Below are 25798 nucleotides of genomic sequence, written 5' to 3'. Positions count from 1 at the left end.
CGGTGAATGAGACGGACCGCACTCGACCGGGCGGTGCAAATCCGGGCAGCGCAAATCCGGACGGCACAGCCCCGGGCAGCGCACATCCGGACGGCACAGCCTCGCGCAGCGCAGCCGGCGACCGCGCCCCGCTGAGCGCTGACCGATCCATCCTGGGTGCCGGCGACGCGGTGCTCGCCTTCGACGTGGGCGGCACCGATATGAAGGCGGCGCTGATCAATGAAGCGGGCGAGCTGGTCGAGGTCGTCCGTGTTCGCACTCCCCTTGACGGAGCGAACACGGCGGAAAACGTGGTTGCGGAGGCGGGACGCCTCGCGCGCGAGTTCGCCACGCGGCATCCGCAGCTCACCCCCGTCGCGGCAGGCTTGCTGGTGCCGGGCGAGGTCGACGACGATGCCGGGGTCGGCGTATTCGCCGAGAATCTCGGATGGCGCGACATGCCCTTTCGCGACCGGCTCAGCGAGATTCTCGGGATCCCCGTCTCATTCAGCCATGATGTGCGCGGAGCCGGCGAAGCCGAATACCGACTGGGCGCAGCAGCCGGGTTCAGCGATGTGGTCGTGATGGTGATCGGCACCGGCATCGCGAGCGCCCTCTTCGTGCAGGGCCGGCTCTACTCCGGGCACGGAATGGCAGGCGAAATCGGCCACTCCAAGATCGCCGACGGCCCGGTGTGCGCGTGCGGCGGCACCGGCTGCCTCGAAGCGGTCGCCTCCGCCGGTGCGATCGCCCGGCGCTACAATGCGTTGACCGGCCGCAATCTGCCCGGCGCCCGCGAGGTGCTCGACCGTGCGGCAGCCGGGGACGCCGACGCGCAGGCGATCTGGAGCAGCGCCCTCGACGCCCTCGCGCTCGGACTCTCACACACCGTCGCACTGCTTGCCCCCGAGGCAATTGTGATCGGCGGCGGGCTGGCCGCGGCCGGCGACACCCTGTTCGTTCCGCTGCGCGAACGGCTGGATGCCATCCTCACGTTCCACCGGCGGCCCCTGCTCATCCCGGCATCGATCGGTCAGAACGCCGGCCTGATCGGTGCGGCACTCAAGGCCAGGGACCTCATGACGACCGCACCCGCACCGGATTCTGCGCCGACGAAGGCGTTAGTGCCATGATCCTCACCGTGACTCCAAACCCAGCCATCGACATGACCTATTACGTCGAGTCGTTCGAGCGGGGTGAGAGCCTGCGGGTCGATACCGGCATCGCTCGGGCCGGGGGCAAAGGGTTGAACGTCGCCCGCGTCGCACGCCAGGTCGGTGGCGACACGTTGGCATTGACGACCGCGGGTGGCGAGACCGGGCACGAACTCGAAGCCGACCTGATCGCATCCGCGCTGCCGTATCGACTGGTCCCCGTTGCCGCTGCGACACGGAGGAGCGTCGCCGTCGTGGAGGCGGCACATCGTTCGACGACGATCATGAACGAGCGCGGCGCCGCGCTGACCGGTGCGGAGTGGCGTGCCCTTCTCGCTGCGGCGACGGAACAGCTCGGGGCCCCAAACCGGAGCGGCGCAGGCCAGATTGGCGCAGGCCAGATCGACGCAGGCCAGACCGCCGCAGGCCCGACCGGCGCAGGCCAGGCCGGCGCGGGCGCGACCGGCGCGGTTCCAGGCTGCGTCGTCGGCTCCGGGAGTCTTCCGCCCGGTGTTCCCGACGCGTTCTATGCCGATCTGGTGACGGCTGCTGCCGCGCGTGGCCTGCCGGTCGTGATCGACGCGGTCGGACCCGCCCTGCTGAAGGCAGCACGCGCGGGCGCCGATGTCGTGAAGCCGAACCGAGCCGAATTACTCGAAACGACCGGCGAGTCGGATCCAGCAGTCGGAGCACGCATCCTGCTGGATGCGGGCGCCAGACTGGTGCTGGTGTCGCTCGGCGAAGACGGCATGCTCATCATCGACGCTCACGATGTCGCCCACCCGCTCCACGCCCGCCTGCCGCGCGCTCTTGACGGCAATCCAACGGGCGCCGGCGACGCTGCTGTCGCCGCGGTCGCGATCAGTCTCGCCGAGGGTGCCCTCGATCCTGTGACGATCTTGAGACGCGCGACCGCATGGTCGGCTGCGGCGGTGCTCATGCCGGTTGCTGGGGCGATCGCCGAAAATTATCGTGAACTCGAGCGACTGCTCATTCTCGAACCCTGGACCGCCTGAAGGAGAGCAATGCCACTGGTTCCCACCCACCAAATCGTCCACAGCGCCGCAGCAGCCCAGAGCGGCATCGGGGCGTTCAACGTCATCCACCTGGAAACCGCGGAGGCTCTGGTGTCGGCCGCCGAGCGGGCGGGGCATCCGGTGATCCTGCAGATCTCCGAGAACTGTGTGCGCTACCACGGTGCACTCGAACCGATCGGCCAAGCGACCTTGGCACTGGCCAGGGCATCGAACGCCCCGGTGGCCGTGCACCTCGACCATGCCGAGGATGAGAACCTCGCGATGCTCGCCGTCGACCTGGGTTTCGGTTCCGTCATGTTCGACGGCGCGAAACTCGATTATGAGCAGAACGTGGATGCCACGGTGCGCATTGTCGAGTACGCCCACGCGCGCGATGCGTCTGTCGAAGCCGAGCTCGGCGAAATCGGCGGCAAAGACGGCGCGCATGCACCCGGAGTTCGTACCGACCCCGACGAGGCGCACCGGTTCGTGGCCGACACTGGAGTGGACTCGCTGGCCGTCGCTGTCGGTTCTTCGCATGCGATGAAGGAACGGGTCGCGACTCTCGACCTCGAGTTGATCGCACGGTTGCACGCTGCGGTGCACGTTCCGCTCGTGCTGCACGGGTCCTCCGGCGTGGCGGACGATCAGCTGATCGCAGCGATCGTAGCCGGCATGACGAAGATCAACGTGTCGACGCACCTGAATGGATTCTTCACCGCGGCCGTGCGGGCCGCCCTCGACGCCGACTCGCAGCTGGTGGATTCACGCAAATACATCGCACCGGCACGCGACGCCTTGAGCGCGGAGGCGCAGCGCCTGATCGCCCTGTTCGCGAGCGCCAGCACACGAGCAAACGCAACCGCAAACGCGAGCGCGCGTGGCGGCGACGCTGCCGGCGGCGTGCCAGGCGGTCGGCTGCATCCATGAACCGCGACCAACGGCTGGCTGCGGTGCTCGACCTGCTTGCCGAGACCGGCCAGCTCGACGTCGACGACATCGTCGAGAAACTCGGGGTGTCCGCTGCGACCGCCCGACGGGATCTGGATTCGCTCGCGAGCCGCAAACTGCTCACCCGCACGCACGGCGGCGCGACTGGGCAGTCTGTGGCCTACGACCTGCCGCTGCGCTACAAGCGCGAGCAGCACGAGCCGCAGAAACTACAGATCGCGCGGGCGGCGAGCGCGCTCGTGCACCGCGGTGACGTCATCGGCCTCTGCGGCGGCACGACGAGTACCGCGATCGCAAGCACCCTCGCCGTCAGAGCAGACCTGATGGAAGCATCCGCCGGGCCGAACCTGACCGTCGTGACCAATGCGATCAACATCGCCGCGCAACTGCTCATGCGCCCGCAGATCAAAACGGTGGTCACCGGCGGCGTTGTGCACGGCCACTCCTACGAACTGGTCGGGCCGTACAGCGAATCGGTGCTCGAACAGATCACACTTGACATCGCATTCGTCGGCGTGAACGGCATCGACCCTGTGCTCGGCTGCAGCGTTCACGACGAGCGGGAAGCACGCGTGAACTCTCTGATGGGCAAGCGCGCCGCCCGCGCCGTCGTTGCCGCGGACTCGAGCAAGATCGGCCGCACCGCGTTTGCTACCCTCACCGGCGGGCTCGAGGTGTTCGGCACGCTGATCACCGATGACGGCATCACCGACGACCAGCACGCGGCTCTCACCGAACACGGATTCGAGGTCATCGTCGCATGAACCACCGCACACTCATCCACTCGGCCCGGCTCGTCACAGACGGTCGGGTCCGCGAGCGCGGCTGGGTGCTCTTCGACGGTGACACGATTGCGGCCGTCGGCGACGGCGACTACCCCGAGTCGATAGCGGATGCCGCGACAGCCCGTGTGAACGCGGCCGGCCGATGGCTGACCCCCGGCTTCGTCGACATTCATTGTCACGGTGGCGGCGGGGCGTCATTCGACGGCGGTCCTGAAGCCATCAGCACTGCGCTGCGCGTGCACCGCGCCCACGGAACGACCAGAACGGTGCTCTCACTCGTCACAGCGGAACTGAGTGACCTGCAGCAGCAACTCGCCGGCATCGTCGTCGCCACCGTCGCAGACCCGCTCATCCTGGGCGCGCACTTGGAAGGCCCGTTCCTGGATGCCGGACACAAGGGTGCCCACGATGCAACGCTGCTGCGCTTGCCGACTCCCGCCGCGGTCGAGCTGCTACTGGAAGCTGCCGGCGGCCGACTCTGCCAGGTGACGATCGCACCGGAACGCGCCGGCGGCATGGCGGCAATCGAGCAGTTCGCGGCGTCAGGCGTCGCCGTCGCGGTCGGTCACACCGCGGCAGACTACGAGACAGCGCGCGCCGCATTCGACGCGGGGGCGAGCATACTCACCCACGCGTTCAACGCGATGGAGGGCATCCACCACCGCGCTCCGGGCCCTGTCGTTGCCGCGACGGCCGCGGGTGGCGTCACCCTCGAGGTCATCAACGACGGTGTGCATGTGCACCCGCAGGTGGTGCGTCTCGTGTTCGCCGCAGCGCCCGACCGCGTCGCCCTGGTCACCGATGCGATGGCGGCAGCGGGCGCATCCGACGGCGAATACCTGCTCGGCGGCCTGAGCGTGACGGTTGCTGAAGGCGTCGCTCGGCTCACTCACGGCACCTCCATCGCCGGATCGACGCTGACACAAGACACGGCGCTTCAGCTGGCCGTGCGCACCGCCGGAGTGAACATCGAAACGGCGGTGGATGCGTTGACCCGCGCGCCCGCACACGCGATCGGTCGCTCGGCGGACCTCGGCAGGCTCGCGCCCGGCTACGCCGCCGACGCCGTGCTGCTTGGCGAAGCACTCACCGTCGACACGGTGTGGGCGGCTGGCAACCGGATCGTCGCCGCGTAAGGGTCGGCAGAAGCGAGCGTCAATCTTCACAAGCGCCTTAACTGCGTTAACAGAGGAGAGGCCGGGATGCTCCCCCGAGCTTCCCGGCCTCTGCGCCACACGAACCGTTAGACGACCCCCCGATCATGCCGGCGTCTGACTGGCGACTAGGGAACGCCGGTCAGATCCTCATACACACCACAGCCGAATATGGTGCGCGCGGTATTCGGGCTACCACGGAAGCGGCTTCGCAGGATCCCCCCACCTCAACCACGACTCCGCCGATATTTCGGACGACGCTCGTGCGCCGTCCAGATCAGACTCGCGCAGGATGCAGCAACAGTCAGAACTGCCAATGTCCAAATCCACACCTGTGCGTCCATTGCATTGATCCGGAGCAATCCGACCGTTTGGTTCGGCCGTACTGAGAACTCCGCCCTTCACCATGAGAGAGTGCATATTGGCCGATCTATGACGCGGGTTTTTGAGAATTTCTTCGCAGACTTTGTGTAATGTCTGGCAATCGCGCAAAATTCAGTAGAGACGGCGTCATCCCCCGCGCCGTTCTGCGTCACTTACGAGACGCACCCGACACGGTGAAGCGCATGCGTCACACCGCAAACCAGCACCGAGAGGAGACGCGGGCATGGCCATGCGAGCTCCGCGCGACGCATCCACACTCAGCGACGACGACCTGATCAAGCGTTCACGCAGCGGCGACACGAACGCGTTCGCAGAGTTGTGGAAGCGTCACTCCCGCGCAGGTGCAACGGTCGCGCGCTCGTACACGTCGACATTCGATGCCGACGATCTGGTCGCAGAGTCATACGCGAAGATCTTCCAGGCGATCCAGGCAGGCGGAGGACCGACCGGCGCATTTCGCCCGTACCTGTTCACAACGATCCGCAACACTGCCGCGAGCTGGGGCCGCGCGAAGCGCGAGACCGCGATCGAGGATGCCGAACAGATCGAAGACCCGGCATTCAGCGACGACAACACACTTGCCGCCCTCGACCGGTCACTGACCGCGACCGCATTTCAAAGCCTGCCGACGCGATGGCAGGAGGCGCTCTGGTACAGCGAAGTCGAATCGATGACGCCGCAGGAGATCGCGCCGCTGCTCGCGATGAAGGCGAACGCGGTGGCCGCGCTGACCTATCGAGCACGGGAAGGCCTTCGTCAGGCCTGGATTCAGGCCCACCTCTCCAGCGTGCCCGCCGACTCCGAGTGCCGCTGGACCATCGACCGCCTCGGCAGCTACGCACGCAACGGGCTCGGCAAACGTGACACCGGTCGCGTTGACGAGCACCTAGCGTCGTGCGCGAAATGCAGCATCGTCGCCGCTGAGGCGAAGGACGTCGGCTCGCGCCTCGCCCTCGTGCTGCTACCGCTCGCCGCGGGCGTTCTCGGTGCGACCGGATACGCAGCCTGGCTGCAATCCGGCTCCCACGTTGCCGCATACGCGCTCGGCGCGGGCGGTGTGGTGATGCCTGCTGCTGCCGTCGGCGCCGGTGGTACAGGATCGGCAGCTGGAGTTGGTGCGGGGGCAGGCGCAGGAGCTGGCGCAGGTTCCGGTTCCGGTGCAGGGGCCGGAGCCGGTGCCGGGGCAACCGCTGGAGCCGCTGCGGGAGGGGCCACCGGAGCGAGCGCGGTCGTGATCGGCTCCGTCGTCGCCGGCGTGCTCGTGGCGGCCGGCGTTGCAGCCGCCATCGTCCTTGGCCCCACACTGTTCGGAGGCACCCCGGCACCCAAGGCTCCGGTCGCCGCTGCACCCTCCTCGTCGCCGAGTGCGCCATCGTCAACCAGCCCGAGTGCGCCACCGTCAACGAGCCCGAGCCCGTCGCCGACCACCAGCGCGAGCCCCGTGCCCACCGCTCCGCCTGCGGTCGCGGCACCCGCCGCTCCTGCATTCAACGCATCGGTCACGACGCCGCCCGCCGGGCCGACCGCGCCGTCGATCGGCACCGCATCCATTTCATCTGCAGGCGTGCTGGTGCTCGCCGGCACCGGTGACCCCGGAAATACGGTGACTGCAACCGCGCAATTGATCTCGGGCGGTGCGGGTGGAACCGCGCGCTTCGCCGTCGTTCCGTCGAGCCTCGAAGTCGGGCACGTGACGGTCACCGGCTCGGGAACGTGGAGCCTCACGGCGGATCTCACGGCGCAGCACCTACCGAACGGCACCTACACGTTCTCCGTCGTGCAGAGCGGCGCCCATGGAGCCTCAACCCCGGCGACGACGCAGGCGATCCGGCTCAGCGTGGTTCCGGCCGCCCCAGGGATCACAACCCCGAACGCGGACCAGCCGATCACGTCTGGCACCACTCTTCAGGCGAGGGGGACGGGAGTTGCCGGCGACGCCATCACGGCGACGCTCACGTCGACGGATGGCGTGAGCCGAACATCCACGTCGGGCACGGTCGCCACGGACGGCAGTTGGAGCGTCACGGTCGACATCAGCGGATTGACGAACGGCACCGCCAGCTTGACGGTGACGCAGAGTAACGATGCGGGCCCGTCTGCCGCATCCACACTCACGCTGGTGCTCGCTGTACCACCCGCCGCACCGACCATCACCGCTCCGGCCGCTGGCAGCACAATCAATGTCGGTGGCCCCGTCTCTGTTGCCGGCAATGGGGCGCCGGGCAACAGCATTGAAGCAACGCTCACCCGACCCGATGGCACGACAGCCTCACAGCACGGCACTGTGACCACAAACGGCACCTGGACGTTCACGTTCGAGCTCAGTGCGTCCCCGAACGGCGCATATTCACTGCAGGCGACGCAAAGTAACGGCGAAATATCCTCTACCCCCGCCGCGAGCGCGTTCTCGATCGCGATTCCGCCGGCAGCTCCGATCATCACCGGCGTGGACACCGCGGGCGACGGCGGCATCGACGGACTCTACCTCCCCATCATTCGCGGCACCGCTGTGGTCGGTGGGACTGTGCAGGTATCGAATGGATCAACGGTCCTCGCAACGATTCCGGTCAGCAATGACGGCACGTGGACAACGGGCCAGCTCGACGGCTTCGGCCCGGGCGAGAACACGGTGACCGCCGTCGCGATCGACTCAGCCGGGCTCCGTTCCGCGCCGACGCCAAGCGCACCATTCGCCCTGCTGGCCCCGGCTGTTTCAGCCGAAGCGACGGGCTTCGGCGAATCAGCCGCCGGCTACGGGCCGACGTTCTCCGTGCACGTGAGCGACGGCATCCCGGGGCATGAGGTGGACCTGCTCGCCGACGGCGGCGTCTACACGAACGCCGGTGGCAACCCGCGTGTCTTTCTCATCAAGAGTGGCGCATCCGACACCGACTGGGTGTGGGCGGGTGCGACGCCGGGCAGCACGCACGCCATCGGGGTGCGTTATGTCGACGGAGACCGTCATGGCGTCACAGCCACCGCGTCGCTGACGCTGAGCAAACGGCCGACGCTGGCGGCGGCCCTACCTGCAGCCGGCGCACCAACAGCCGGCACACCCACTACCGGCGCAGGCGCTCCGGTTGGGCGCGGCGCAATAGCGGCGCAACCAGCGGGATGACCACGATCAGCACAAGCGCGATCGCGAGCAGCGCGACATAGATCCACGGCAGTTCACCCAGGCCGAACGCGCCGTAGACCACGGCGCCGACGAGCGCCCCACCACCGATGCCGATATTGAACGCCGTCGTGTACAGCGCGCTGGCCGTGTCACGGAACGACGCGGATGAGGCGTGCAGCAGCCGGGTCTGCAGCAACGGCGGAAGCGCCCCGAACGCGAGACCCCACAGCAAGAACGCCGCCAGGCCGAGCACCGGCGTCGCAGCGAAGACGGCCAGGAGCGAGACTGAGACACCCGCCAGCGCAATCATCGTCACCAGCCCCAGCTGCGGTCGCGGGCCGAAGACCGAGCCCGCGATGATCAGGCCGATCGCGCCGGCAGCCCCGTAGAGGAACAACAGCGGGCCGACGGCGCCGGCGTCGACGCCCATCACCGAGATCATGAACGGAGCGATGTAAGTATAGAACGCATAGTGACCGATCATGATCACAGTGGCAAGCCCGCAGACCGTCAGTACGGCAGGGATGCTCGCGTCGCGCGGTCGTTTGGCTTTCGGGGCACGCGCGGATGCCGCGGCGTGCGCATCCGCAGCACCTGATCGTGCTACGACGGGCAGGAAGAGCCAGACCAGCGCTGCGCCGAGGACGGTCAGCATGCCGAGGCCGGCAAAGGACATCCGCCAGCCGAAGGCGTGACCCGCTGCGGTGGCGACAGGCACCCCGAACACGAATGCGAGCGTGCCACCACCGATGATGATCGAGACGGCACGGCCGATCTGTTCCTTGGGCACGAGGTGCCCGGCATACGCGCCGACGATCGCCCAGAACATTCCGTGCGCCATGCCGCCCAGCACGCGCGTTGCCACGACCCACCCGAAGTCGGGGGCGAGCGCGGCGAGCAAGTTGCTGATTCCAAGCACGAGAATCACTCCGACCAGAAGACCGCGTCGCGGCCACCGTCTGGTCAGCGCGGTCAGAGGAGCACTCGTGGCGACGACAGAGACCGCGAAGATCGTCACGAGCAGCCCGACCTGTGGTTCGCTCACGCCGAGCGTCGAGCTCATGTCGGGAAGCAGCCCGGTCGGCAGAGTCTCGGCGGTGACCGAGAGGAAAACCACGCAGGCCAGTACGATCAGGCCGCCCCAGGGAAAGGGACGCGCGATCGTTCCACGCGGTGTTTCGAGGAGGGTCATGTTCGCTGGTGCTCACGAATGGCGTTCCCCGCTCACTCGTAGCAGTCGCGGTCAGGAACCAATCGAACTGTGGAGCGGGTCGACTACGCGCTGATGTGCGCGCCCAGGGCCGCGCGCTCTCCGCCGGCCACGAGCCAGTCTATCGAAGACAGGCTGCGAAACACCCGGGGCGACCGCAATCTGCACACCGGTATACACGTGGCATCCGCACGCAATAGATTGGTGGGGTGGAAACCTCAACTGCGCCCAACCCAGCCGACCTCATCACCCACTGGGTCGTCACTCTCGTCTGCGCCGACCGGCCCGGTATCGTTCACGCGGTCAGCGGTGCGATCGTGGCGGCACGGGGCAACATCACCGAGAGCCAACAGTTCGCCAGCCTCGACACCGGCCGATTCTTCATGCGCCTCCAGGTCGAGTCTCCGGCCTCGCGTGAGGAGTTCAGCGCCGAGTTGCTGCCCGTGACGCAGCGCTACGAGATGGAGTGGGGGCTCGACACCGTCGAGCGGCCACTGCGCACCCTGGTGCTCGTGTCCACAGCCGCGCACTGCCTCAACGACTTGCTGTTTCGCCAGCGCGCCGGGCAGTTGCCGGTCGACATCCCGCTCGTCCTTTCCAACCACGGAGTGCTCCGAGACCTCGCCGGCTTCTACGGCGTGCCTTTCGAAGCCTTGCCGATAACGGATGCCGTGAGCAAAGCCGCATTCGAAGCCCGCGTTCTCGAGGCGGTCGATGCCTACGACATCGAGTTAGTCGTGCTCGCCCGCTACATGCAGATCCTTTCGCCAGAGCTGTGCGAGCGATTGCGCGGCAAGGCGATCAACATCCATCACTCGTTCTTGCCCGGATTCAAAGGCGCGAACCCCTACCGGCAGGCGCACGCACGCGGCGTCAAGCTGATCGGAGCGACCGCCCACTTCGTGACCAGCGACCTGGACGAAGGCCCGATCATCGAGCAGAACGTGGTGCGTGTTGATCACGCCCGCACGCCAGCGCAGCTGGTCGCAATCGGACAGGATGAGGAAAGCCGCACGCTGACCCAGGCCGTCAAATGGTTCGCAGAGGGCCGTGTGCTCCTCGACGGCGCCCGCACCATCATCTTCCGCTGAGCCCGGCGGAGCCCCGCCAGCACGACAGCGCCCCGCCAGCACGACAGGGCCCCGCCAGCACGACAGGGCCCTGCTAGCACGACAGGGCCCTGCTAGCACGACAGGGCCCCGCTAAACTTCGTAGGGTGACTGCTACGCGCCCGGACACGTCCATCCGCCCCAACGATGTGCTCCAGTTCTTCATTGAATTGTTTGCGTTCGCGAGCCTCGCGATCTGGGGCTTCAGCACATGGCCCCTGCCCTGGAACATCGTCGTCGGAATCGGTGCGCCGCTGCTGGCCATGGTTCTGTGGGCGCTGTTCCTGTCGCCGAAAGCGGTGCTGCAGATCGACAACTACGCCAAGGCCCTGATCGAGATCGCGATCATGGTGACCGCGGCATACACCTGGTGGGATCTCGGCCAGCCGGTGGTCGCCGTCGTCTTCGCCGTCGTCGCGGCCGTCAGTGGCGTGATCAAGGGCCGGAAGGCGTACACGTGAGCGGCGCTTCCGGTGAGCGTGGTGCGACTCCGCTGGTCATCCATTCGGCACGCAAACTCGATGCTGACGGCCTGACCGACGATTTCTGGCTGGCGACTGAGGGCAATCGCATCCTCGCTGTTGGTGAAGGCCCGCACTGGCAGCGGTACGCAACATCCGCACGGGTCGTCGACGCGGGCGGCCACTGGCTGACACCCGGTTTCATCGACCTGCACGGGCACGGCGGCGGGGGTCATTCATTCGACGACGGGCCCGATGAATTGTTGCTCGCCCTCGGCACCCACCGAGCTCACGGCACGACCCGCTCGGTGATCAGCCTCGTTGCAAACCCGCTCGCACAGCTGCGAGAGAGCTTGGAATACATCGCCGACCTGGCAGTACTAGACCCGTTGGTGCTCGGAGCACATCTGGAGGGCCCGTTCCTGGCGCTCGGTCGACGCGGCGCACACAACCCCGACTTTCTGCGAGAGCCGGATCCCGAACTCCTCGAACAACTGATCGGCGCAGCGCGCGGCACGCTGCGCCAGCTGACGATTGCGCCCGAGCTGCCAAACGCGCTCGAGTCGATCGACATACTCGTCGAGGCCGGCGTGATTGTGGCGGTCGGGCACACCGAAGCGACAGAAGAGCAGGCTGCTGAGGCGTTCGACCGCGGCGCCCGGGTGCTGACACACGCGTTCAACGCGATGCCGGGCATCCAACATCGTGCACCAGGACCGGTTGTAGCAGCGATGAAAGATGAGCGGGTCACACTCGAACTCATTCTCGACGGACTTCACGTGCATCCGGATGTCGCCCACCTGGCTTTCACGCAGGCGCCGCACCGCGTCGCCTTAATTACGGATGCGATGTCCGCCGCGGGCGCGCACGACGGGGACTATCGCCTCGGCTCGCTCAACGTGACCGTCGCGAACGGACTCGCCGTGCTGTCAGGCACGTCGACGATCGCGGGCTCGACCCTGACCCAGGATGCAGCCCTCCGCGTCGCCGTCACCGCGGCACGGATCGAACCGGCCACGGCAGTCGAGGCCCTGACCCTGACCCCTGCACGTGTGCTCGGGCGTGAACACGAGTTCGGCCTGTTGAAGCCGGGCTACGTGGCAGACGCCGTACTGCTGGATCACGAGTGGCACGTGCGCGCTGTCTGGGCAGAGGGCGCTGCGCTCTCGGTGGTCGAGTAGTCCGCGAGCTTTCGGTCCATGCGCCGAGTAGCCGGGCCTCGATACGGTCGCTGGGCGACCTACTCGACCACCGGGTTCACGGTCGCCCGGTGGTCGAGTAGCCCGCGAGCTATCGGTCCCTGAGCGAAGCCGAAGGGCGAGCAGACATATCGAGACCACACCCGCGCTTCACGGTCTCGATACGGTCGCTGGGCGACCTACTCGACCACCGGGCCACCTCGCCCCTCGGGCGGGCCGGGGTCAGAAGCGCTGCCACTCCGGCTTGTTCGCGTAGGTGTACTGGTAGTACTCGACCAGCGTCAGCTTCGAAGCGGCAGCCTCATCGACGATCACCGTCGCGTGCTGGTGGAATTGCAGGATCGAACCCGGGCACATGCTCGAGACGGGTCCCTCGACGGCTGCGGCGACGGCATCCGCCTTGTTCGCGCCCTGGGCGACGAGCACAAGTGCTCGGGCGTCCATGATCGTGCCGAGCCCCTGGGTGAGGCAGTGCGTCGGCACCTCGTCCGGGTTGTCGAAGAACCGGGCATTGTCTGCGCGGGTTTGCGGTGCAAGGGTCTTGATCCGCGTGCGTGAGGCGAACGACGAGGTCGGTTCGTTGAACCCGATGTGCCCGTTCGCGCCGATGCCGAGAATCTGGATGTCGACGCCTCCTGCCTCGCGAATGGCCGCATCGTAAGCGGTGCAGGCCGCTTCGATGTCCGTGGCACGGCCGTCAGGCACATGGATCAGGTTCGGATTCATTCGCAACGGCCCGACAACGTCACGGTGGATCACCGTCTCGTAGCTTTCCGGGTGCCCTTTTGCGATTCCGACGTATTCGTCGAGTGCGAATCCACGGACAGCGGATGCGTCGAGCTCACCTGACTGCACACGCGCGGCGAGTTCAGCATAGATCGCCAGTGGCGAGGATCCGGTCGCGAGGCCGAGAACGGCATCCGGTTTGCGGCTGATGACCTGAGCGATCTTGCTCGCGGCAGCGCGCCCGACTTCGGCCGGGGACGAAAGAATGATGATTTCCATAGCGGCTCCAATCTATCGCCTCGCGCGATACTGCCCGGCCGGCGGGGTCGGTTGCTCAGCGAGTCGCGTGCACCTCGCTGGAACCGTCGAGCAGGCAGAGCAGCGCTCGGCCCATCAGGCGTGATGCTCCGAATGTCGCGACGTCGGCGTAGCGGCGGTCGTCTGAAGGCCAGCCCATGTCCACGACGAGCACGTTCGAGTGTCGGGCGCGCAGACCGTCGACAAGGTCACGCGCGAACGCGTACCTGTGGATGTCACGGCCGACCACGAGCACGTTCGACTCGTCGGCCGGTACAGACACGCCCCGCGCGCTCTCGAGTGCAACGAACTGCGGGTGGGAGGCGAAGGCAGCGTTCCCAGGCCGCGAAGGATCCGCGCCGACCTCGGCGAACGGACCCCACGGGGCCGCTCCGACCGCGATGTTGGCCGCAGTCTCGATCCGCACGACGGAGTAGTTTCCGCGGGCAGTTTCTCGCCACAGCTCAGCAGCCTCGTCAGCATCGAACGCGGAAAGCGCACGAGCGGTCGAGCGGTCGAGTTCAGCGAGCTGAGGGCCGGCATCCGGAATCTGAATCGCCGCACGCTCGGCCTGGAGCGCCTGCGCCAGGCCGACGACGCGACCTGCCGCCTCGCCCAGCCGCCCTGTCGTCAGTCGACCGGATGCGACCGCACGCCTGATCTCGTGAACGATCTGGTCGAGTTGTTCGTCCGTGTTGCCGGTTCCGATGCAGAGCAGGTCGCAGCCTGCCGCGAGCGCCCGGGCTGCGGCAACCGGGATTCCGTCGACACCGCTTGCGCCTGCCATGTCGAGCGCGTCACTGACGATCACACCGTCGAATCCCAATTCGTCGCGAAGCAGGCCGCCGAGGATCCGTCGGCTGAGGGTGGCCGGGTTGGCCGGATCCAGCTGCGGCAGCAGAATGTGTGAGGTCATGATGGTGCGCACCCCTGCGTCGATGACGGCGGCGAACGGCACCAACTCACGCTGCCGCAGCTGATGCAACGACCGATCGACGACCGGCATAGCCAGATGCGAATCGGTCGCCGTATCGCCGTGGCCCGGAAAATGCTTCGCACTGGCTGCGACGCCGGCGGATTGCAGCCCGCGGGTCCACGCAGCCCCGTGCGCTGCAACCCGCTGGGGCGTTGCGCCGAAGCTGCGCACACCGATCACCGGATTGTCCGGGTTGGAATTGACGTCGACGACCGGGGCAAAGTTGAGGTTGCAGCCGACACGGCGCAGCTCGCGGCCGACCAGTTGTGCGATCTCTTCGGTATAGCCGAGATCATCGATGCGACCGAGCGCCGCATTGCCAGGGTAGGGCGATCCGGATTCGTGGTAGAGCCGGGTGACGTCGCCGCCCTCCTCGTCGATCGCGACGATCGCTTCGGGATTGGCAGCGTAGACGGCGTCGGTCAGCGCGCGCAGCTGCGTGCGCGACCGGATGTTCTGCCCGAAGATGCACACGCCACCGAGCCCGCCGCGCAACCGCGCAGCGAGCCAGTCGGGCAGTTCGGTTCCGATGAATCCCGGCAGCAGCGTTGCCGCGATTGCGCGATCGAACGACACTCGCTCACTCGTCCCGTAACGACTCGACTTCGGGAGTGACGTCAACAGCAATCGTCGGTGCGATCAGCGGATCAATGCTTGCGGTCAATATCGGCTCAGGGTCGGGCTCGGCAACCGGAACCGCGATCTCAGTTTGCTCCGGCGCAATATTCGCCGTGACCTCTGCCATGTAGGCCGCACGCTCTTCGCGTGAACTCGGCCGGCCGGTGACGCCCGGCCGCCGCTGCCACGGCAGCGGGCCCATTGCGTGACGATACTCGACTCCGATCGCATCCAGCCGTGATCGGTGCTCATCGAGCCGCCCGGAAAATTCGTCGTAGTCCCGCGGGCCCGTGATCCACAGTGCCTCGGCCAGCGCACACAGGCGCGGGTACGCGAAGAAGTCCACCGTCCTCGGCGAATCCATGTGCTCTGTCCAGATATTGGCCTGGCCACCCAAAATGTGAGTCGCCTCAGCCTCCGTCAGGCCCTCGGGCACCGGTTCGAAGTCATACACGTCGTGAACGGTCAGCACGATTGCGACCGGGATCGGCTCGTCATCGGAGTCGGACTGCCGATAGTCCAGATACACCTGGTCGTCCGGGCAGGAGACGACATCATGGCCCGAGCGTGCGGCCGCAATCGCACCGGCCATGCCCCGCCATGAGGCCACTGTCGCTCCGGCGGCGAGCCCGCCCTCGAGGATCTCGTCCCACCCGAAAAGCCTTCGACCGCGCGAGGTCAGCCGATCGTCAAGCCGGCCGATGAACCAGCTCTGCAACGCCTCCTCATCACGCACCCCGAGTTCAGCCATGCGCTGTTGCGTGCGCGCGTCTGCACGCCACTGGTCTTTCGGGCATTCGTCGCCGCCGACTCCGATGTACGACGACGGGAAAAGGTCCATCACCTCACTCAAAACGTTGAGGAAGAACTCAACCGTCGACTCTTCGACGTTGAGCACGTTGTCATCGATCCCCCAGTGCGTCCACACCTCCAGTTGGCGGCCGGTCACTCCCAGTTCCGGATACGCGGCAAGCGCCGCCTGCACATGCCCCGGCGACTCGATCTCCGGTACGACCGTGATGAACCGTTCCGCCGCGTATGCGACAATCTCGCGAATGTCCTCCTGCGTGTAGTACCCGCCATGCGGGCGCCCGTCACCGCGCGCATCCGCGCCAGCACCGACCTGCGACTCACGCCGCCACGAGCCGACCTCGGTCAGTCTCGGGTAACGCAAGATCTCGATCCGCCAGCCCTGGTCGTCGGTCAGGTGCAAATGCAGCATGTTCAGACGGTGCATGGCCATCAGGTCGATGAACCGCAGCAGGTCGTGCTTCGGCATGAAGTGACGCGCAACATCGAGCATCGTCCCCCGCCACGTGAATCGCGGCGCATCCTCGATCCGCACAGCAGGAACCAGCCAGGCCTCACCCTCGACTCGCGCCCGCCGGTAGATCGAAACCGGCAGCAGCTGCAGCAGAGCCTGGCAGCCGTAGAAGACACCGGCCGGCGTGCCACCTTCAATCCGGATGCCGTCTGGCCCAGCAGTCAATCGATATCCCTCTGGGTTCAAGTCCAGTCCGAGATCGAGCACAAGAGTGGAGTGCACACTGTCCGGGTCATCGACACGCGCGAGTGCGAAACCCATCGCCGGGCGCAACGCCGCTTGCAGCCAGGCGGCGACAGCATCCAGCCCGCCTGGGGCGGCAATCCGGGTGGTGCGTTCAAAGACGAATTCGCCGTCATCGAACTCGAGCGTGGTGGGCCTGGGAATGATCACGGGTCCTAGCCTGCCAAACAATCGACGAACCGGCGAGCTGACGCCTCGATCGCCGCCCAATCCGAGGCAGCCAACGCCGCCGCATCGATCACACTGGAACCGGCCGTGACGGCATAGGCTCCGGCCGCGATGAACTCAGCGGCATTGCCCTCATTGATGCCTCCAGAACCGATCAAGCGCACCCCGGGCAGCGGCCCGAGGAGGTGTTTGAAGTAGGTCGGGCCCGCAGTTTCCGCAGGAAACACCTTGATGGCGGCAGCGCCGAGGTCGAGCGCCTGCATCACCTCAGACGGAGTGAACGCCCCCATCAGCACGGGCACGCCCTGCTCAACACCGATCCGCGCGACAGCTGGGCTGAGCCCCGGCGTGACCAGAAACGATGCTCCCGCCGCCAGCGCATCGTGCGCCTGCCCAATTGTGAGCACGGTTCCCGCGCCGACGACGGCACCGGACCGCACGGCATCCGCAATGTACGCAAGAACGTTCGGCGTTGTGAACGTGAACTCGACAGCGCGGATGCCACCAGCAGTGAGCGCGCTGCAGAGGGCAGCGGCATCCGGAATCTCACGCGCACGCACGAGCGCGACCGCACGGTCTTCTCCGATGATCGCGATCGGATCCGGGTCAGTGCGTTCTGGCTGATTGCCGATCATGTGTGCCTTACTTTCTCGAGTGTGCTCCACGTCAGAAGTAAGTCTCGACGGCGTCGATGATACGCGGGTCATCCGACTCGGCGTCGTCGATCACCGGCACAAGTCGCCACTTGTCGAAAGCTGTGCACGGATGCGACAACCCCAGCCTGATCACCGACCCCACGTGCAGTGCATCCGTCTGCGCGAACTCCGCCAGACGCAGAAAGCCATGCTGATCGTTGAGCGCACTCACCCGGCTGCCTGCCAGAACTGCGTTGCTCGTCGCGGCATCGAGTCCGAGAACACGTTGGGCAATCGGCATCCCCTCGTCGTAGGGAACGTCTCGTTTGCCCGCATCGAACAGCGCAAGCAACGGCTCCGGTCGCGAGACGACGCGCACCCAGGCGTGCATTCCGGCCCGGAACGGCTCGTTGCCGACCAGCGTGCCCATTGGTGTGATTCCGCTGTAAAAGCCATCGTCGTGAATCTGGAATGCGCCGGAGCGCAGCACAATGGTTGCGCCGTCGCGCAGCGGGCCGAGCCGGTCGGCGACCCGGTCGAAATACGCGCTGCCGCCTGCTGTGATGATCGGGGTTCGATTGCCGTAGTGCCCGGCATCCTTCAACGTAGTGTGCAACACGGCGAGTTCATCAAGATAGTTGTCGACATGCGTCAGGCCGGCGGCGCTGCGATCGTGCGCAAGTGCCCCCTCATAGCCACCGACCCCGGCAACCTCGAGCAGGTCGCTATTGCGCACCGCCTCGGCAATCTGCACGCCCTCCGCGACTGTGCGCGCGCCAGTTCGCCCGTTCGGGCCGCCCAATTCGATGATCACGGCAATCTTGCGTTGCCCGACCGGGCGAGCCGCAAGCATCCGATTGACCGTATCGACGCTGTCGACCCAGCACGTGAATTCGAACTCCGGATGCGTTTCCAACTCCAGCGCCACCCAGCGCAGGGCAACCGGATCGACGAGCGCGTTCGCCAGCATGATCCGCTCGATGCTGAATGATCGAGCGACCTGCACCTGCCATGCTGTCGCGAACGTCATGCCCCATGCGCCCGCGTCGAGCAGTTGACGCCAGAGCACGGGAGCCATCGTGGTTTTGCCGTGCGGCGCCAGTTGCAGTTCGTTTTTGCGCAGCCAATCGAACATGATCGAAGTGTTGTGCGCAAGCGCAGGCGCCTCGAGTGTGAGGAGCGGAGTCTGAAACTCGGACAGCGTCGGCGCCTTCGCGAGGAACGATGCGACGTCGCTCCCCCATGATCGCGCTGGGAACGACTTGAACCGCGGGCTCAAGGGCAGTGCGTGCCGCGCACTTGTCGACGTTAGCGCTGCCGTCGCAAGCGCTGCCGACTTTGGGTCTGCCGACATCGGAGATGCCGTCCTTCGCGCTGCCGTCATCGTTTTGCCTCCACATCGCGTCCCGCTGCGACTATCAAACAGCTTGAGTCGCACGCCCAGTGTCGCACAGCCTGTGCTGGCCAGCCCGTGCCGTGCGGTTCGCACCCCACACCCTGTGTCGCACCACTTGCATCACAAAGACTGTGTTTCATGGCCTGGGTTGCACAGTCTGAGCTGCACAGTCTGAGCTGCACAGTCTGAGCCCAGAGCCAGCATCACACCACGCACTGAACGCTTCGTTGTTAGCTGACTCGCGCGAGTTTCGGGGCTTTGCTGTGCAGTCTGATCTGCGTCTGTTCTGAATCGATGCCCGGCGGTGGCACCAGCCAATAGCTCATATTCTTGCGGATCACTTTCCACCCGTTGTTATGGATCAACATATGGTGATACCGGCACAAAAGTAGTCCCCGAGCGAGGTCAGTCTTGCCGTGGTCGGCGGCCCACTCGTCAATGTGATGAGCTTCCGTATAAGAAGGTGGCCGGTCGCAGCCGGGACACATGCAGCCGCCATCGCGGAATGCGAGGGCGATGCGCTGTTTCGTGGTGAACAGTCGCTGTTCCCGTCCGACGTCCAACGGGGTGCCCAACGCGTCGGTGAAGATCGGCTGGATGCCTGCGTTGCAGATCAGCCGGGTGACGATTGCAGCAGGAACGGCTTCTCCGGTCTCTTCGAAATAGCCGATCCCGGTCGGCGCGCCGGCTTCGTCGTGCTTGTTCAGCTCTGTTTCGGTGATGATGACGCGGATGCCCGGTTGGCGGGACCCGAACGCGATGGCCGGGTCGGCTTGTACTCCGGTGCGCAGCGCATCCATCAGCACGTCGAAAACCAATTGGTCGTTGCTGCGCGGATCCTCGGCAAGTTTCTGGGCGCGTTCGGCTTCGTCTTTGGCGACGAAGCGGGGCCCACCGCGACGTGGCCGCAAGGCGGCGCCGACGATCGTGTCGACCCACGCGGCGGACTCGTCATCGAAGCGCACCCACGCCGTCCTGGCTCCGTCCGGGGTATACCCGAACCGCCAGGTGCGTTCTTGGTAGCGGGCGGCAAAGCGTTCCTCGACCCCGCGTGGGTCGGCCAGGTCACGGGCCCAGCGGGCGCGTTTGGTCAACTCGTCCACATGGAGACCGGCCGCGTCGCCGATCAACTCGATCGCGGCGGTCCGCAGCGCAGCACCGTCACAGTGTTCGTTCGGCTCGCCGAGGCCGCGCAGAATCGCCGACGCCGCCTCCGAAGTGAGCGTATGCTCTGCGACCGCCCGGGTCACCGGCTCAAACCACGGCACCGCTGGCCCCTCAGCATCTGGCCGCTCATTCCCCGAAGCACCCGCGTCAGCTCCGTCGCCGGACCGATCGTCGTCTGGATCGGATCCGGGAGTACCTGGCAGATCCTCGCCGTTCGTGCCGACCTCGTCGCGCAGGTTGCCGCCGTCGTCGAGCAGGCTGGTCGCGGCATCAGCCTGGGCCATCGCCTCACCAAGTCGCACCTGGCGGGCTGCTTCAATGCGGGAGGACCCGGTCAACGACTGCAACAATCCGACCGGGGTGCGGTGCCCGGTCCGTTGGGCCAAACCCTGGTAACCAAGCACGCGGTCCGAACGTTTCGCGAGCGCCCCGGCACCGGCCGCGATGACGGCATCGACCTCGGACCGCAGCGCGGCCGCATCCGTCACCAACGCCTGCAACCGGTCATCGTCTAACCGGTCCACCATCACACTCAATGGCGCCGGAGCGCCAGCCACGCTCCCAGCGTCCGAGGCGTCGGATACCGTGAAGAACGAACACACCCGCTGTGCGCCTTCTCGTATCCGCCCCGTGATCAATTCCATAATTCATTGTACCACAGATTAGGTGGTCTGTTCTATTTGGATTGATTTATATGCGACTGAGATTAGAATATCTATTCGACTTCATGTTCATTCGCTGCCCCCTTGGCCATAGTCAGGTGGTCCCCGGATGCCGCACAGGGAGCGGCGACGACGAGCGGCGACGACACGCGGCCCGATGCACTCGCGGCCCGATGCATTCGCGGCCTGATGCATTCAGGACGCACGGAACACTCGCGACGCACGGCGCCGCACACGCTAGAGAGAGCCCGTCCGCCCGGCAAGTTCTCCCGTTGCACGCCGCGGCGGCTGCTGCGAAACTTTGAACTGGAAAATGAATTGAACCAGGTGCTCTTCCGATTCGTGTAACTCTCTGAGGAGGACGGGGCTGCAGGCCCTACGACAACCGAAACTCGTGAACCCAGAACTGGACCCAACGGGCTTCGAGAGCTCAACCCAGAGCCAACCGCATAGCCAACCCAGCGCCAACCCAAAAGCCAAGCCAAAAACCACCCCAGAGCCAAACCAGAGCCAACAATAAGGCCAACCGCTATGACAATCAGAACCGAGAGCCGCATCACAGTCGCCGCGGCCGTCAGCGACGTGTGGGCATATATCGCTGACGTCGCACGCTGGTCGGAGTGGGCGCCAACTGTGCTCGAATGCCGGATTCGGGGCGGCGGCACGCTGCAGCCCGGCGCGTGGGTGGAGCAACGGGCGAAGGACCTGGGATTCAATCACCGCAGGCGTGAGCAGGTAACCGCGGTTGACGCGCCCAACTCGATGGCGTTCGCCGGCACGATGGGCACGTCCGTGGCGCGCTGGGGAATGGAGTTCGAGCCAGCGGGCGAGGCGCACACAGACGGGCACATAGATGCACGCACAGAGGCGCACACAGACGAGCACACAGACGAGCACACAAACGCCATGATGTGGGTGGAGGTCGACCTCGCCAATGTCATGCGCGCCATCCCCGGCCGGGCCCTGCAGAGGCAGGTTCAGCGCGTGAGCAATATCGAGATGGCGGCGATCAAGGCCGCGATCGAGTCAGACGCGCAGTCAGACGCGCAGTCAGACGCGCAGTCAAGCCCGCAGGCAGACCGGCACGCGGGCTCGGGGCCACCGTGAGCCAGGCCGACCGCACCCGGGAGCGCCTGATCGAGACTTATCGCAAAAAGGCCAAACATTACGATGTCACCTCTCGGCTCTACCCTGCGCCCGGCTACCCGCAGCGGGCGCAGCGCTTGCGTGCTGTTCGGGCATTGGGCCTCCGCGCGGGTGACACGGTGGTCGACATCGCCTGTGGCACGGGCTTGAACTTTCCGCTGGTCCAGGAGGCGATCGGTCCCGACGGCCGGATCGTCGGCGTGGATCTGACCGACGCGATGCTCGCGCGCGCCCAGGACCGGGTCAAGGCGAACGGCTGGAGCAACGTCAGTCTCGTGCAGGCCGACGCGGCCGAGTTCGGCTTCCCGGCCGAGGTCGACGCGATCCTGTCCACCTACGCCCTGACCCAGGTGCCCGGGTGTGCACAGGTCATCGCTCACGGTGCCGCGGCCCTGGCCGGCGGCGGTCGCTGGGCAGTACTGGATCTCAAGATCCCGGACAGCACGCCTGGCTGGCTGTCGCGGCTCGGAGTCGCGGTGGTGCGCACGTCCGCCTCGCTCGATGAGTGGATCATGCGCCGTCCGTGGGAGACGATCCGCGCGGCCATGCAAGACACGCTGACTGATCCCTCCTGGACTGAGTTGTGCTTCGGCACGGCGTTCCTCGCCGCCGGGTCCGGCCCTGAACCGATCCCCCCTCGCCGACACCGTGCCAGAATCGACCCGTGACGACCAGAGTGACACCGCATTCGCACGTTCCACCCGGCTTCGAGTTCTCCGATGACGCCACCCGAATGGATCGCGCACGCATCCACCAGTGGCTCTCCGCCGAGTCCTATTGGGCCGCCGGCAGGCTGCGAACCATCCAGGATGCCGCGATCGACGCCTCGCGCAACTTCGGCATCTTCCGCGCCGGCACCGGCGAACAGGTCGCCTACGCCCGCGTCGTCACCGACGGCGTGACGTTCGCCTGGCTCTGCGACGTGTTCGTCGACAGCTCCGTGCGCGGCACCGGCATCGGCGTCGCCCTCATAGACGGAGTCTGCTCCGCGCTCGAACCCCGCCACCTGCAACGCATCACGCTGGCAACCGCGGATGCCCACGGCCTGTACCGCAAATTCGGTTTCGAGCCGCTCGCGGCTTCAGAAAGATGGATGACAAAGGAGGCGCAGCCGCCGCGCAACCGGCAGCCTAACTCTGCGCCATGAGGTAAGCCTGCGGCGTCTTCTCCCCCGCACCGGGTTCACGCAGCACGCGCGCGTGTACGGTGAACCCGGCTTCCACCAGCAACTCGGTGATGCCGTCGGGCGGCAGCCGGTACGCGTCAAGCGCCACCTCATGTCCGTAAGCCTGTGTCAAACGCACCATTTCGTCCCCCGCCTGGAACGCGAGCAACAGCTGCCCGCCGCCCGCGAGCGTGCGATGAAACTCGGCGAACACCTTCGGCAGCAGCTCGAGCGGCGTGTGGATGATGGAGTACCACGCCACGATTCCGGCGAGCGACGCATCCGCAGAATCGAGCGCGAGCAAAGACCCCTCTTCGAACCTCAATTCCGGATGCCGTCGGCCGGCTTCGGCAAGCATCCCCGGCGACAGATCCACGCCGAACACGTCGAGCCCGAGGCCGTGCAGGTAAGCAGTGATCCGGCCAGGGCCGCAGCCGAGGTCCGCGACGGGTCCGGCGCCGACGAGTTCTGCGAAGGCGGTCAGCAACGCCCGATCCAGCGGCTTGGCGGCCAGCTCATCGGCGAGCAGCTCGGCGTAGTCGGCAGCTACCGTGTCATAGGACGTTCTCGTCTCGCTCAGAAACGGCAGGTCGGGGCTTAGCCCGCTTGTCAGATCGGCCACCGTCCTACAGTAGTGGCCGGTCAACGACGCTTGGCGGAGGACACGTTCGTGCTGCCCACCGCCGGCCCGCCCGACCCAACACCACTCGACCCAGCCGCGCCCGACCCAGCCGCGCCCGACGCCACCCCACTCGCGCCGGCCTCTCCCGACGCCGCCCCCGCCGACACGGCCCGCGCCCCGACGAGCGCCCGTTCAGCCGGTCCACCAAGCGCCCGCAGCGCCCACAGAATCGTGGCCAGATCCACGACCTCTTGCAGCACGGCCCCGACGATCGCAGGCAGCAACCCGAACGTGGCGACGATCATCAGCCCGATGCTCAAACCGATGCCGATCCAGATGCTCTCAAGCGCGACGCGCGTCGTCGCACGCCCGATCTCGACCGCCCGCACGGTCTTGCCGATGTCGTCGAGCATGATGACGACATCCGCCGACTCGCTCGCAGCCGTGGACCCCCTCGCCCCCATCGCCACCCCGATGTCAGCGGATGCCAGTACCGGCGCATCATTAACACCGTCACCGACCATCATCACCGGGCGCTCGGTCGCCCCGCTGACGATGCGCACCTTATCCTCGGGCAGACACTCGGCCTCGACATGCTCGATGCCGACCTGCTGCGCCACATGCTCGGCGGTAGGACGCAGATCGCCGGTGAGCATCAGGATGTCCCGCACACCGAGTTCACGCAACCGTTGCACCGTTGCGGCGGCGTTCTCACGCACCCGGTCCGCCAGGATGACCTCTCCCGCATACTGCCCGTCGACCGCCACGTAGACGGCAAGCTGCCCGCCGACCGGCAGCGGAGAGTCGATCACGGCGCCGAGACCCGCGATGAATGCGCGCTTGCCGACCGCGACTCGTCGACCCTCCACCGTCGCTTCGACGCCGTTGGTCGCGCTCTCCGCCGCATCCGTTCCCGGATGGATGGTGAGCCCACGCCGCGTCGCCGTCGCGAGAATCGACGCCGCAAGCACGTGACTCGAGTACTGCTCGACGCTTGCGACCAGGCTCAGCAGCTCGTCGGCCCTCAGCCCGGCAGCGACACCGCCTGTGCCCGCGTCCAATCCGCCGCTGGGGCGCACGTCGACGACGTCCGGAGTGCCGTGCGTCAACGTGCCGGTCTTGTCGAACCCGACCGTGCGCACGCGCGACAACTGCTCGAGCGTGCCGCCTCCTTTCACGATCACACCGGCTTTCGCGCTGCGACTCATTCCGGCGATGAACGCGACGGGAGCCGCGATCAGCAACGGGCACGGGGTGGCGACCACCATCACTTCGGCGAAGCGCACCGGGTCTCCACTCAGCCACCAGGCCAGCCCCGCGATCGCGAGCGCGACGAGCGTGAACGGCACAGCGAACCGGTCGGCCAGGCGCACGATCGGCGCTCGCGATTCCGCGGCGGCGCCGACCAGAGCGACCACCCGCTGGTACTGGCTGTCGGCCGCGACCGCGCTCGCCCGCATCGTGAACACGCTCGGGCCGTTGACCGACCCGCTCATGACGGATGCGCCGCGCATCAACTCGACCGGCAAGCTCTCGCCGGTCAGCGATGACTCGTCGACGGATGCGGCCTCCGTCATCAAGAGCCCATCTACGGGCACAACCTCGGCCGGACGCACAAGCAGTACATCGCCGATCGCCACCTCGTCGATCGGAACGTCCACGATCGACTCGTCCGTTGCCACCCGGTGCGCCTGCACGGGCGTGCGCTCCAGCAGAGCGCTGACCTCGCGGCGAGCGCGCTGGCTTGCGAAGTCCTCCAGCGCTTCGCCGCCGGAGAGCATGAGTACGATCACCAGGCTCGCCCAGTACTCACCTACCGCCAGCGTAGCCGCGATAGCGATGATCGCGAGGATGTCTATGCCGACCCGGCCCTTGAACAGGCCGCGTAGCATGTCCCACGCCTGCATCGCGGCGATCACGATCGCGTAAGCCGTGGTCAGCCACTGCGCCACCACCGGCAAGCCACTGAAGAACAGAACAAGGCCGACGACGCCGACAACGATCGTGATGGCGACGACCGTGTACCGACGGATGAACCCGAATATTCGGCGCATCCCCCAGTATCTCGTATCGCCCTGAAAGCCCGTGGACCCTCGCGAGTCGCGGTAGCAAACCCGGTGGTCGACTAGGCCG

At 66.5% G+C, this 25798-nt stretch carries 21 protein-coding genes; 12 read left to right on the top strand and 9 right to left on the bottom strand.

The window, feature by feature from the left end; all coding sequences use genetic code 11:
- Positions 1–2 precede the first annotated feature (2 nt).
- From QU604_RS04810 to QU604_RS04785, 6 genes are all read left to right on the top strand, one after another.
- Entirely contained in the window at positions 3–1112 is a 1110-nt protein-coding gene (locus tag QU604_RS04810; RefSeq protein WP_308467655.1) for an ROK family protein, read from the top strand.
- Positions 1109–2149: a 1-phosphofructokinase family hexose kinase gene (locus QU604_RS04805; protein ID WP_308467654.1), complete on the top strand. Its 1041-nt coding sequence runs from the start codon at positions 1109–1111 to the stop codon at positions 2147–2149. The genes QU604_RS04810 and QU604_RS04805 overlap by 4 nt, the downstream gene beginning before the upstream one ends.
- A gap of 9 nt (positions 2150–2158) precedes the next feature.
- The gene (locus QU604_RS04800; protein ID WP_308467653.1) at positions 2159–3079 is read left to right on the top strand and encodes a class II fructose-bisphosphate aldolase; all 921 of its coding nucleotides are present in this window, start codon (positions 2159–2161) and stop codon (positions 3077–3079) included.
- Complete coding sequence (locus tag QU604_RS04795; protein WP_308467652.1) at positions 3076–3864, top strand: DeoR/GlpR family DNA-binding transcription regulator; 789 nt, start codon at positions 3076–3078, stop codon at positions 3862–3864. Before QU604_RS04800 ends, QU604_RS04795 begins: the two co-directional genes overlap by 4 nt.
- Positions 3861–5021 (top strand): N-acetylglucosamine-6-phosphate deacetylase, encoded by a 1161-nt coding sequence (gene nagA, locus QU604_RS04790; RefSeq protein WP_308467651.1) that lies wholly within the window; start codon positions 3861–3863, stop codon positions 5019–5021. Before QU604_RS04795 ends, nagA (QU604_RS04790) begins: the two co-directional genes overlap by 4 nt.
- 625 nt (positions 5022–5646) lie before the next feature.
- Positions 5647–8541 (top strand): sigma-70 family RNA polymerase sigma factor, encoded by a 2895-nt coding sequence (locus QU604_RS04785; protein WP_308467650.1) that lies wholly within the window; start codon positions 5647–5649, stop codon positions 8539–8541.
- On the opposite strand, the gene QU604_RS04780 is transcribed toward QU604_RS04785, so the two are convergent.
- Positions 8483–9733, bottom strand: a complete 1251-nt coding sequence (locus QU604_RS04780) for an MFS transporter (RefSeq protein WP_308467649.1) — start codon at positions 9731–9733, stop codon at positions 8483–8485. The genes QU604_RS04785 and QU604_RS04780 overlap by 59 nt on opposite strands.
- 227 nt (positions 9734–9960) lie before the next feature.
- On the opposite strand from QU604_RS04780, the gene purU reads away from it, so the two are divergent.
- The 3 genes from purU to nagA (QU604_RS04765) all read left to right on the top strand — a co-directional run bounded on the left by purU (position 9961) and on the right by nagA (QU604_RS04765) (position 12502).
- Positions 9961–10842, top strand: a complete 882-nt coding sequence (gene purU / locus QU604_RS04775; protein ID WP_409349995.1) for a formyltetrahydrofolate deformylase — start codon at positions 9961–9963, stop codon at positions 10840–10842.
- Between the two features lie 125 nt (positions 10843–10967).
- On the top strand, positions 10968–11321 hold the full coding sequence (locus QU604_RS04770) for a YrdB family protein (protein ID WP_308467648.1): 354 nt from the start codon (positions 10968–10970) through the stop codon (positions 11319–11321).
- Positions 11318–12502 (top strand): N-acetylglucosamine-6-phosphate deacetylase, encoded by a 1185-nt coding sequence (nagA, locus tag QU604_RS04765; protein ID WP_308467647.1) that lies wholly within the window; start codon positions 11318–11320, stop codon positions 12500–12502. The genes QU604_RS04770 and nagA (QU604_RS04765) overlap by 4 nt, the downstream gene beginning before the upstream one ends.
- A 240-nt stretch (positions 12503–12742) precedes the next feature.
- Here the strand turns inward: nagA (QU604_RS04765) and nagB are convergent, their stop codons facing one another.
- The 6 genes from nagB to QU604_RS04735 all read right to left on the bottom strand — a co-directional run bounded on the left by nagB (position 12743) and on the right by QU604_RS04735 (position 20714).
- Positions 12743–13525, bottom strand: coding sequence for a glucosamine-6-phosphate deaminase (gene nagB, locus QU604_RS04760; RefSeq protein ID WP_308467646.1), 783 nt, complete (start codon positions 13523–13525; stop codon positions 12743–12745).
- A 55-nt stretch (positions 13526–13580) separates the two neighbouring features.
- Positions 13581–15095 (bottom strand): beta-N-acetylhexosaminidase, encoded by a 1515-nt coding sequence (nagZ, locus tag QU604_RS04755; protein WP_308467645.1) that lies wholly within the window; start codon positions 15093–15095, stop codon positions 13581–13583.
- Positions 15096–15099: 4 nt separating this feature from the next.
- Positions 15100–16854, bottom strand: coding sequence for a beta-N-acetylhexosaminidase (locus QU604_RS04750; protein ID WP_308467644.1), 1755 nt, complete (start codon positions 16852–16854; stop codon positions 15100–15102).
- A gap of 5 nt (positions 16855–16859) precedes the next feature.
- Positions 16860–17507: a bifunctional 4-hydroxy-2-oxoglutarate aldolase/2-dehydro-3-deoxy-phosphogluconate aldolase gene (locus QU604_RS04745; RefSeq protein ID WP_308467643.1), complete on the bottom strand. Its 648-nt coding sequence runs from the start codon at positions 17505–17507 to the stop codon at positions 16860–16862.
- Positions 17508–17538: 31 nt separating this feature from the next.
- Positions 17539–18861 (bottom strand): type III PLP-dependent enzyme domain-containing protein, encoded by a 1323-nt coding sequence (locus QU604_RS04740; RefSeq protein WP_308467642.1) that lies wholly within the window; start codon positions 18859–18861, stop codon positions 17539–17541.
- 272 nt (positions 18862–19133) lie between these two features.
- On the bottom strand, positions 19134–20714 hold the full coding sequence (locus QU604_RS04735; protein WP_308467641.1) for an HNH endonuclease signature motif containing protein: 1581 nt from the start codon (positions 20712–20714) through the stop codon (positions 19134–19136).
- Positions 20715–21263: 549 nt separating this feature from the next.
- Between QU604_RS04735 and QU604_RS04730 the strand changes: the two genes are divergently transcribed.
- Genes QU604_RS04730 through QU604_RS04720 form a run of 3 tightly spaced genes read left to right on the top strand, consistent with a single transcriptional unit; the run spans position 21264 to position 23025 of the window.
- Positions 21264–21839, top strand: a complete 576-nt coding sequence (locus QU604_RS04730; protein WP_308467640.1) for an SRPBCC family protein — start codon at positions 21264–21266, stop codon at positions 21837–21839.
- Positions 21836–22546, top strand: coding sequence for a class I SAM-dependent methyltransferase (locus QU604_RS04725; protein ID WP_308467639.1), 711 nt, complete (start codon positions 21836–21838; stop codon positions 22544–22546). The genes QU604_RS04730 and QU604_RS04725 overlap by 4 nt, the downstream gene beginning before the upstream one ends.
- Complete coding sequence (locus tag QU604_RS04720; protein WP_308467638.1) at positions 22543–23025, top strand: GNAT family N-acetyltransferase; 483 nt, start codon at positions 22543–22545, stop codon at positions 23023–23025. The genes QU604_RS04725 and QU604_RS04720 overlap by 4 nt, the downstream gene beginning before the upstream one ends.
- On the opposite strand, the gene QU604_RS04715 is transcribed toward QU604_RS04720, so the two are convergent.
- Positions 23009–23665 (bottom strand): class I SAM-dependent DNA methyltransferase, encoded by a 657-nt coding sequence (locus QU604_RS04715; RefSeq protein ID WP_308467637.1) that lies wholly within the window; start codon positions 23663–23665, stop codon positions 23009–23011. The genes QU604_RS04720 and QU604_RS04715 overlap by 17 nt on opposite strands.
- Positions 23666–23685: 20 nt before the next feature.
- A complete protein-coding gene (locus QU604_RS04710) occupies positions 23686–25719 on the bottom strand; it encodes a heavy metal translocating P-type ATPase (RefSeq protein ID WP_308467636.1) in 2034 nt (677 codons plus the stop codon).
- Positions 25720–25798 lie beyond the last annotated feature (79 nt).

The organism is Rathayibacter sp. SW19 (assembly GCF_030866825.1).
Lineage (GTDB): Bacteria > Actinomycetota > Actinomycetes > Actinomycetales > Microbacteriaceae > Rathayibacter_A > Rathayibacter_A soli.
The sequence above is the reverse complement of the archived record's forward strand: the minus strand, read 5'-3'. Positions and strand labels throughout refer to the sequence as shown.